Source organism: Streptomyces sp. NPDC024698, from assembly GCF_055559015.1.
This window is the reverse complement of the sequence record NZ_JBVHLK010000051.1, coordinates 1-9,138: the sequence shown is the minus strand read 5'-3', so window position 1 is coordinate 9,138 and position 9,138 is coordinate 1. Positions and strand designations below refer to the sequence as shown.

Below are 9,138 nucleotides of genomic sequence, written 5' to 3'. Positions count from 1 at the left end.
ACCATCAACTACGGCAAGGCAGAGGCCCAGGCCTGGGATCGGGTCCACCCACGGCTGACTCACCGTTCGGCCTGGCTGGAGCACGACGGTGAACTTCCCGTCGTTGAGGGCACCCTGGTCCGCCTCAAGGTCGAGCACCTCTCCAAGGACCGCCAGGCTCCGCCGGTGTGGTTGTGGTCCTCGAAGACCGGCGCCGTCCCGCAGGACGTGGACTTGTGGTGGCAGGTGTTCCTCAGACGATTCGATCTGGAGCACACCTTCAGGTTCGGAAAGCAGACACTGGGCTGGACCACCCCGAAGATCCGTACTCCCCAGGCCGCGGACCGCTGGACCTGGCTCCTGGTCGTCGCCTACACCCAGCTCCGCCTCGCCCGGCCCCTCGCCATCGAACTTCGCCGGCCCTGGGAAAAACCGGCCAAGCCCGAAGACCTCACCCCAGCCCGGGTCCGCCGGGGGTTCAGGAACATCCGCGCACGCCTGCACTGCCCCGCCCAGGTTCCTCAACCAACCGGAACCGGACCCGGACGCCCTCCCGGCTCGAAGAACCGGCGGCCCGCCACCCGCTACGACGTCGGCAAGACCGCCAAACGTCCCGAGACCCTCAAGGCCATCGGCAAACCTGGAAGATCTTGGTAGATAAAGAACAAGTTCAGGTCGTGTTTGAGATCTGTCGTGTCCCCGCGCAGGGGGCGACGAGTCTTAGAGGTCTTTTTCTCCCATTGTTTCATCCCGGAATCTGGTGTTTGGTCTGCGGTGTCGGGTCGCGCCAGGAGATGGGGTTCTCGCCGGTGAGGCGTCGGGCCATGAGGTCGGTCATGGCGATGTGGATCATGGCTTCGGAGCGGGCGGGCAGGGTCTCGTAGTCGCGGGCCAGGCGGCGGTGGAACATGAGCCAGCCGTAGGTCCGCTCGACCGCCCACCGCTTGGGGGTCGGGGTGAATCCCCTGGTCCCGGGCCTGCGTTGAGTGATTTCCATGTCGATGCCGAGGGTGGCGGCGTGCTCGACGAGGTGCTGGCGGTAGCCGCCGTCGACCCACACTTTGCGGACGCGGGGATGTTCGGCGGCGACCCGGTCCAGGAGCTGGGTGCCGGCGATGGAGTCCTGCACGCTTGCCGCGGTCACCAGCACGGCGAGGAGAAGTCCGATGGTGTCGGTGACGATGCTCCGCTTCCGCCCGACGATCTTCTTCCCGGCATCGATGCCCTGGCCGGAGGCGAGCACGCTGGTGGAGGTCTTCACGCTCTGCGCGTCGATCACGCAGGCCGACGGCTCGGCCTCCCGTCCTTCCTTCTGTCGTAAGAGTTGACTGAGCGGGCCGTTGAGCTGGGCGAACACGCCTTCCTGGTGCCACCTGGCGAAGTATCCATAGACGGTGTTCCAGTGCGGGAAGTCATGCGGGAGGTAGCGCCGTACGAGGTCGGCATAGCCGATCTTGATCCGTCCCAGCTCGTCGAGCCCTCCGAGTCCGCCGGCGAACCGAAGCCGATGCAGTGTCAGATTGTCGTCGTCGGGCCTGGATGCCGGCTCGAGGAGACAAGCGCGTCGTCTGCTCGATCGTGTTTCTCCCTGTCCAGGCGCTGTTCAAGCTCTTCTGCACCGCGGCGCGTGAGGCCCGCGCGGACCTCGTCCAGGTCGGCGGGGAGTCGTACGCGATCTGCAAGACGCGCGTGTCCATCGCCTTGCGCCTGCTGTGGCCCAAGCGGGAGGAACAGCGCTCGCCGTTCTGGTGGCCTCACTGGCGCATGAGCATGGTCGCCGCATCCTCCGTCCGCCGCTGGAGGTGGCCTTCAGAGCCGTCCAGGAGGGCCACACGCCGGTCGGTGATGGGCATGATGTGTGGCGGCAGGATTCTGCTGTCTGGAGGGGGCCGCTGTGATGGTTGAGACCGGAGTCGATTTCAGGGTTGTCGATCGGGAGGAGTGGTCGTATGTGCCGGCGGTCGGCGTGGGTCCGCTCCGGTTCGGTATGACCGTCGACGAAGTGGTCGAGGTGGCTCAGGTTCTCGGCCGGTCGAAGGTCAGCGATTGCCTGCGGGGTCACGCGGTCTTCTCGCCGACGTGGAAGATCGAGATCTGTCGTGGGGTGGCCCGTTCTCTGCCTGCCGTCACGGCCTACGTGAGCGGGGCTGTGGGGTTGTTCTGCATCGCAGTCGATGCCGTCCACGGTCCCCAGGTCGGCCACGACGGAATCTCGCTGGTCGGAAGGGACCTGTCGGAACTGGAGAGCGATGCGATCGCGCATGCCGAGGCAGTGGGCGGGCACTTTCGCTACTCGCCCGAGGGCTATGCGGGACCGGATGATCCCGGGGTGGTCATGCGCGGGCAACTCGTGGGGCAGGTCCTGCGATCGCGCCCGTTGTTCATGGTGACGCGCGACGGCGCGAACACCGAAGGGGACTCGATGCCTTTCGAGGAGTATCGCCACGGTCAGCCGACGACCTGACGTGGTGTGACTCGTGACGAGGGGTGAAGGAGGTCGACGGCCCATCGTCGGCTGGGGCCAAGTGGGACCGTAAGCCGGGGGCCGCGTCAAACTGGAACTCAATCCCCCGGAACGATGACTTCCCGCCTGCCCAGGGCCTGTCCCGCGCGGTTGATCGTCCCGTTTGGGTTTCGCGGTGCTGCCGGATGGTGGTTCGGTGCCGGTGCTGCTGGGTTCGGTTCTGGCGGGGCTTGTGTCGCGGTGGGTGTGTTCCGCCAGATGTTCCGGTGTTGTCCTGTTGCTGCCCTGCCCTGCCCTGCCCTGCCCTGCCCTGCCCTGCCCTGCCTTGGCGCGGGGTTCGGGGTCGGGGGTGTGTTCGTTGTCCGGCGTCGTGAGGTGGTGTCGGGTGTCGGGGGCGGGCCTGGTATCCGGTGGCGGCGGTGGTGATGGCCTGGCGGTAGGTGTCGATGACGTCATGGCATCTGGGCCGGCGGCCTCGGTTCGTTCCTGCGTACGGTCGCGCCGCCTGGCTGCGCCCCCTGCTTGTCGGGTGTGGAGGGGGTTGTGGGGTGGGTCGGTGACATCCCTCACGTGCCTGGTCCCTATCAACGTGGCGCGGTAGTACGTGGTGTGTGGCTGATATAGGTGGATCTGGTGTGTGGAAGCGGGCATACACGGCATCCCGGTCTGGGTCGCCGTCCCGGGGTGCCGGCTTCGAGCCGCCGGACCGCCCCTGCCGTCCTTCTGACGGGGTGTGAGGCGCTGTCGGCGTCTGGTGCGGCGGTCCGGCACAGTTCCGGGCCGGATTCAAGGGTGTCTTCGCCTACTAGGTGAGGTAGTGGAAGGCCTCCGTTGCCGTGTCCTCCTGCGGCTTTTAACAATGACGGCCCCGCAAGGTGTCCCGGCGGGTCGGGCGCAGTCTCTGTGGGAGACCGGGCTTGCCGGAGGCGCGAGGAGAGTCGACCGAATGAGGTCTGTATGTGGAATCGCCGGAAGCACCGCAGGAAGTCGCGCCGCCGTTCGATAGCCGTTGCCGTCCTGGTGGTGGGTGCGGTGGCGGTGCCGTCGGCCGCCATGGCGTGCATGGGTGACGGGGGAGCCGCGGCTGTCACCGCCCCGTCCGGCGGTTCCTGGGGGGATGGGAGGAAGGCGGTCTGGGACGGGCACCGGACTGAGGGGAGGACGTCCTGGGGTGTGCACCGGGGGAGGGGTGCGCGGACCGTGAAGCCCACGGCGACGGCTTCGCCCTCGACGAGGGCCTCTGCCGGGACTGCGGCGCCCGCTGCGGAGAAGCCGAAGGCGCCCGCCTCGAAGGCGACCGCCCCGCCCGCGCCGACGAGGACGGCCGCCGCGCGGAAGCCGGCTGCCGCGTCCCCTTCGACGAGGGCCGCCGCACCGAAGCCGTCCACCGCCACTTCCTTGGCCGCGGGTACGGCGTCCCCCGCGTCGGCCTCCGTGGCCCGGGTGGTCGCCTTGGTCAACAGTGAGCGTGCCAAGGCGGGTTGCTCCCCGGTCGTCCTGAACGCGAAGCTCTCGCAGGCCGCCCAGGCCCACAGTGCGGACATGGCGAGCCACAGCACCATGTCGCACACGGGTTCTGACGGGTCCGATCCGGGGCAGCGGATCACGCGCGCGGGCTACCTCTGGAGCTCCTACGGCGAGAACGTCGCGTACGGGTACGCCACGCCCGAGCAGGTGATGGCGGGCTGGATGGCCAGCGCCGGCCACAGGCACAACATCCTGGACTGCGGTTTCAAGGAGATCGGTGTGGGGGCGGCGCAGCCCGGCAACTACTGGACGCAGGACTTCGGCACGGCCCGCTGAAGCTCACGGGGCTCACGCCGGTCGCGGCCCGCCGGCCATCACGCCGGTGCTGATCCTGGTCGACGAGGCAGGGCCGGCCGGTCAGGCGCTGCTCTCGTCGTTTGTCACTGCCGGGGATCCCGGACTCCTGCCGTATCACCGGCAGATCGCCGCGGCCTTCGCACCGGAACCTCCGGACGGCGATGGTGACTTGGGCGACGTACGGGAGGCTGACGTGCGGCAGGCTCATGATGCCTGGCGCTTGCCGTGCCGGCCGGTGCCGTCCCGCGGCACCGGCCGGCACGGCAAGCGCCTGATGTGGGCGGCGCCGTGAAACGGCGCGGCAGTCGTAGCTCCTTCTGTATCGACACATGCACCCGCCTCGGCCGCACCGCCCCGATCGGGTCGAGGGACCAGGCCTGCATCCGGCCCTCCCGCTGCCGTCCCGCTATGGCGCACGCCTCTTCGGTGCCCAGCAGGCCTGCGTCACTGGCCAGGAGCGCAGGAGATCGCGGCCGCGGCGCTCAGGGAGGTGTACTTCCAGGACGGCGGCCGCCGCGCCGGCAGCCTTGAGGAAGTGCGCTTTACGGACATCGGGTGCTTGGAGTTCGACCTGTAGAGCGACCTGTGGAGGCCGTTCCCCGAACTGCCCGCGAGCCCGGACCCATTGGTCCGGGCTCGCTCGCGTATCCGCGAGGGGCCGGGTGCTCACGCATGTCACGTCGTGTCCGATGCGGCGCGCGCAGCCGGCACCACGGCGTCCGGCAGCGCGGCGGCGAGTGCCTGGTGGGCGAAGTCTCCTACGAGTGTCACGGTCTCGGGCACCGTGACGAGATGGGAGCCGGGTGTGTCAGCGGCGTACGGCCGGTCGGCGAGGCGTTGGGGACGGTGGGGTCGGGCGGCTGGGCGCGGGTGCGGGTCGGCGGCTCTTCGGCGGTGGGCGCCGGCGGATGGATCCGTGCTCGGGCTGCCGGGTCGGCCGGGGGTGCTGTTCCTGGACGAGCCGGCGGCTGGGCTCGGTGCCCCGGGGGAGGGGGAACGGTCCGATGGCCGGTAGCTGGCTTGACTTGTTACTTGACTATGCAAGGTACCTTTCCTGGCCTGGTTTCATGCGTACGACACACGATGCCCAGTTGCTCAAGGGGGTGCTGTCGCCGCTGCTGCTGTGGCTGCTCGCCGAACGCGAGTCCTACGGCTACGAGTTGGTGCAGCGGCTGCGTGCCGTTGGACTGTCGGGCATCTCCGACGGCACGGTCTGTCCGGCGCTGTCACGGCTGGAGCGGGAGGGGCGCATCAGCTCCCGGCTGGTCGCGTCGCGCTCCGGTCCTGCCTGCAAGTACTACCGCCCCACCGACAGCGGCTATGCCGCCCTGGCCGAGGCGACCGCGGACTGGCTGGCGCTGGCCGCCACGGTCAACGGAGTGCTGTCGCGCCCGGTCCCGCCCACACCCGCCCCGCCGGCCGAGGAGACATGAGATGGCCCGTACCCTGACGACGATCGACCGGCTGCGCATCGAGTCCGCGGTGTGGCGCCTCGACAGCCTCCTCCACGATCTGCGCTGGCGCTCCCGCGTGGCCAAGCGCCGCGAGGTCCGTGCCGACCTGCACGCGGCCGCGGCCGACGTCGGGACCACCGACGCGCTGCGCCGGATCGGCGGGTTACGGCGACTCGCCGCCGAGTATCTGTCCGCCGAGTACGGCGACCGGGGCCGGCGTCCCACCTGGACGGCCGGAGGGGTGTGCATGCTCGTTGTCCAGTTCGGCAGCTACGCCCTGATCGAGGCCGGCCGGTCGGCCTTCACCTCAGGTGTTCTCGCCGCCGACCCGCATCCGCAGGGTACGTACCACGGGGCTGGGATCCCGTATCTGAGCGCCGATGCCACCGTCACCTTCACCGGCGGCGGCCACTCCTCGCTGGGCGGCGCCTATACGCCCCTGGTCTATCTGGGCATGCTCACCGCCTTCGTCGCCGGCGCGCGACTGTGGAGGCTCCTGCCCCCGGGGTGTCGTCACCAAGCTGCTATCACGTCCGCCGAGCCCGGGGAGGGTACCCGATGAGGCGTCTCCTGCTCGGACTTGTGCTGTCCACCGCGATGCTCGCCTCGGGGGTGGCAGGCCCCGCCGTCGCGTCACCCGCCGTCGCGTCACCCGCCGTATCGGCGCCCGCGGTCGACGTGCGCGACGCACTCCGGCCGGTCGTCGCAGCCGGCGCCCCGGGCGCCGTCGCTCTCGCCGGAGACGACCACGGCATGCGCAGCGCGGCTGCCGGTATCGCCGACCTCGGCACCGGCCGGCGTATGCGGGCCGGTGACCACGTCCGCATCGGCAGCGTCACCAAGACGTTCGTGGCGGTCGTCGTGCTGCGACTCGCCGCCGAGAACAGGCTGGACCTCGACACCCCGGTCGGCCGATGGCTGCCCAGGGTGCTGCCCTACGCCGACCGCATCACCGTGTGCCAGCTGCTCAATCACACCGGCGGCGTCCCCGACTACACCGAAATGCTCCTGCGGTACAACGCGACCCAGCCCGGCACACCGCAGCTGCACCACTGGGAGCCGCGAGAGCTGATCAGCTTCGTCGCCGGCGACCCGCAAGTGTTCGACGGCGGCAGCGGATGGCAGTACTCCGACACCGACTACATCCTCGCCGGCATGATCATCGAGAGGGTCACGCACCGGTCGCTGGCCGGCGAGGTGAACCGACGGGTGATCGACCGGCTCCGGCTGCGTGACACCTCATTTCCCACCGACGAGCCAGTTCTGCCCCGTCCCGCCGCCCGCGGCTACGTGGACTCGGGCACGGCCGCGGCACCGGTCGACGTCACCGAGTACAACCCCACCGCGCTCTGGGCCGCCGGCGCCATGGTGTCGACAGCGAGCGATGTGGCCCGGTTCTACCGGGACCTGCTCGGCGGCCGACTGCTGCCCGCACCCCAGCTGGCGCAGATGCTGACCTTCGTCGACGCCGACGTCGACGCCGACGCCGACGTCGACGTCGACGTCGACGTCGACGGCCTCGGCTACGGCCTGGGCATCGCCCGCATCCCGACCCCGTGCGGCCCGGCCCTCGGCCACGACGGGGCTGTTCCCGGCTTCGCCACGAACGCGTTCGCCAGCCCCGACGGGCATCGGCAGGTCGTCGTCACATCGAACCTTTTCCCGGGCCGACAGGACCAGGTCCAGGAAGCGCTGGTGTCGACGCTCTTCTGCGACCATGAACGGTAGGCAGGACCAGCGTGAGAAGGCGGTGAGCTCGCGAAGAGCTCTTCCACCCAGGGCAGCCACGGCCGGTGCATGATCTCGATCCGGCGGCTCGGCTGCCGGATCGGCGGGGCTGCGTCGATGGACCCGCACTGTCACCGACGCGGGCTACGCCCGTCACCCGCCCCTGACCTCAGCGCGCGGGAACCGGCAAGGGCGGCCTGACCTGCACAATCCATCTCGCCGGCGAAGGGCGGATGCCGGCCGCCGGCACTGCTGATCACGCCCGGCCGGTGGGGCGGCAGCCCACAGTTGATCCCGGTACTCGAACGGATTCGTCAGGCGGGCCGGTAGCGGGCACCCGCGCACTCGCTCCGACCGCCTCGGTGGCGATAGGGCGTACAGCTCCCGTCGAAACCGGCGCTACCTGCGCAGACGCCAGGTCAAGTACGCCATCCCGGAACCGAAGGACCAGAGGGCCGGCCCCTGGTGTTCGGGCGGAGCTCCCGCAGCATCGGGAGGATCGCGTCCGTATCAGTGAACGTCAGCTCCTCGACGAAGTAGTGCTCGCGGTGCTCCTGGCCGCGCGGCTGTCGGGCGGTGTCCGTCTCCGTGAAGGCACCTGTCGTGCCCGGTCGGGGTGCTGTGCGTGCGCTGCGTCAACTGAGCGTCCGTCAACTTGAAGTTGCAGGTCGAAGAGTTGGTGTGCCGCTCTGTCGGGCACTCGCGCTGGTTGTGGACGGCAGTCCGCGGAGTAGATCGTTCGCCGGAGTGGCTTTGTTCACCTGAGAATTGACGGATCTGCCTCTCCGGGTGGTCGCAGCCTCACCGAGCCGAGGTGGCCGGCGGGCGGCTCAGTTCCTTGATCAGCTGCCGGTAGGTCGCGAAGGCCGGCTTGGGGGTGTAGTCGTCGCGCAGCAGGCCGAAGTGGTGGAGGAGTCCTTCGGCGTTGCTGTCGGTGTCCCGCGGGGGCGAAGAGCGAGTAGCCGTCGGTGTTCAGGTTGGAGGCGGGGGCGGCGACGGTCCGGATGACGGTGTCGACAGTGGCGGCCTGTTCGACCGTCTGCCGGTCGGCGTCGTCGAAGTCGTAGCCGGTGTAACGCGCCAAGAGGGCCGAGGGGGGCTGGACGTTCTCGTTGCAGACCCGGCCTTCTGCCGCGCGTTCCCGGTTGCTCTCTGCCATCCCGCCGGAGTGCCACGTGTGGGACGTTCGCTCCCCGCCGTATGTCCGTCCCCGGAACTGCGGCCAGGGCCCGTTCATGTGTACGCCGACATGGCCTTGAGGGGTGCCGGGGCGGTTGCGTTTTGGTGCGTTCGGTGTGTACCGGATTCGTGCTCCGGGGGCTGTCGGTGTGCCGGCCGCTTGGGCGGGGAGATGCTTGCGGCCGGCTGGTGCTGTGCCGTCTTTGGCCGGCGGTTGCGGTACCTGGCCGCGGTGTTGTGGGGGCGTGGTGTGTCTTGCGGTGGCTGTCCCGTCGTCCTGTGGTTCTGCTGGTCTTGCCGTCGGGTTGTCGTGTTGTCGGGGGAACTGTTTTCCCTGGCGTCGGGGTGGGGTGGTGTGGCTTCAAGGGTGTTTTAGGGGTGGTGCGTCGGGCTGGTGTGTCGGGGTGGTGTGGCGGGTTGGTGTGTGTGGCCTGGTGGGCCTGGTGTGGGGGGTGGTGCGGGGTGCGGGGTGTGGTGTGGGGGGTGGCTGTGCGGGGTGGGGGTGCTGGG

Annotated in this window: 6 protein-coding genes and 3 pseudogenes; 8 read left to right on the top strand and 1 reads right to left on the bottom strand. The window is 69.5% G+C overall.

The window, feature by feature from the left end; all coding sequences use genetic code 11:
• A pseudogene (locus tag ACZ4AA_RS38250) lies at nucleotides 1-636 on the top strand (NF041680 family putative transposase); the annotation flags it as partial.
• A gap of 88 nt (nucleotides 637-724) precedes the next feature.
• Here ACZ4AA_RS38250 and ACZ4AA_RS38245 read toward each other — a convergent pair.
• A pseudogene (locus ACZ4AA_RS38245) lies at nucleotides 725-1,408 on the bottom strand (IS5 family transposase); the annotation flags it as partial.
• A gap of 468 nt (nucleotides 1,409-1,876) precedes the next feature.
• On the opposite strand from ACZ4AA_RS38245, the gene ACZ4AA_RS38240 reads away from it, so the two are divergent.
• The 7 genes and pseudogenes from ACZ4AA_RS38240 to ACZ4AA_RS38210 form a co-directional block, all read left to right on the top strand.
• Nucleotides 1,877-2,443, top strand: coding sequence for a hypothetical protein (locus ACZ4AA_RS38240; protein WP_467613302.1), 567 nt, complete (start codon nucleotides 1,877-1,879; stop codon nucleotides 2,441-2,443).
• A gap of 1,398 nt (nucleotides 2,444-3,841) precedes the next feature.
• A complete protein-coding gene (locus ACZ4AA_RS38235) occupies nucleotides 3,842-4,246 on the top strand; it encodes a CAP domain-containing protein (protein WP_467613300.1) in 405 nt (134 codons plus the stop codon).
• Between the two features lie 46 nt (nucleotides 4,247-4,292).
• The gene (locus tag ACZ4AA_RS38230) at nucleotides 4,293-4,559 is read left to right on the top strand and encodes a hypothetical protein (RefSeq protein WP_467613298.1); all 267 of its coding nucleotides are present in this window, start codon (nucleotides 4,293-4,295) and stop codon (nucleotides 4,557-4,559) included.
• Between the two features lie 775 nt (nucleotides 4,560-5,334).
• The gene (locus ACZ4AA_RS38225) at nucleotides 5,335-5,700 is read left to right on the top strand and encodes a PadR family transcriptional regulator (protein ID WP_467613296.1); all 366 of its coding nucleotides are present in this window, start codon (nucleotides 5,335-5,337) and stop codon (nucleotides 5,698-5,700) included.
• A gap of 1 nt (nucleotide 5,701) precedes the next feature.
• Nucleotides 5,702-6,283: a hypothetical protein gene (locus ACZ4AA_RS38220; RefSeq protein WP_467613294.1), complete on the top strand. Its 582-nt coding sequence runs from the start codon at nucleotides 5,702-5,704 to the stop codon at nucleotides 6,281-6,283.
• On the top strand, nucleotides 6,280-7,449 hold the full coding sequence (locus tag ACZ4AA_RS38215; RefSeq protein WP_467613292.1) for a serine hydrolase domain-containing protein: 1,170 nt from the start codon (nucleotides 6,280-6,282) through the stop codon (nucleotides 7,447-7,449). The genes ACZ4AA_RS38220 and ACZ4AA_RS38215 overlap by 4 nt, the downstream gene beginning before the upstream one ends.
• Nucleotides 7,450-7,628: 179 nt before the next feature.
• Nucleotides 7,629-7,936: pseudogene (locus tag ACZ4AA_RS38210) on the top strand (IS5/IS1182 family transposase); the annotation flags it as partial.
• Between the last annotated feature and the right edge of the window lie 1,202 nt (nucleotides 7,937-9,138).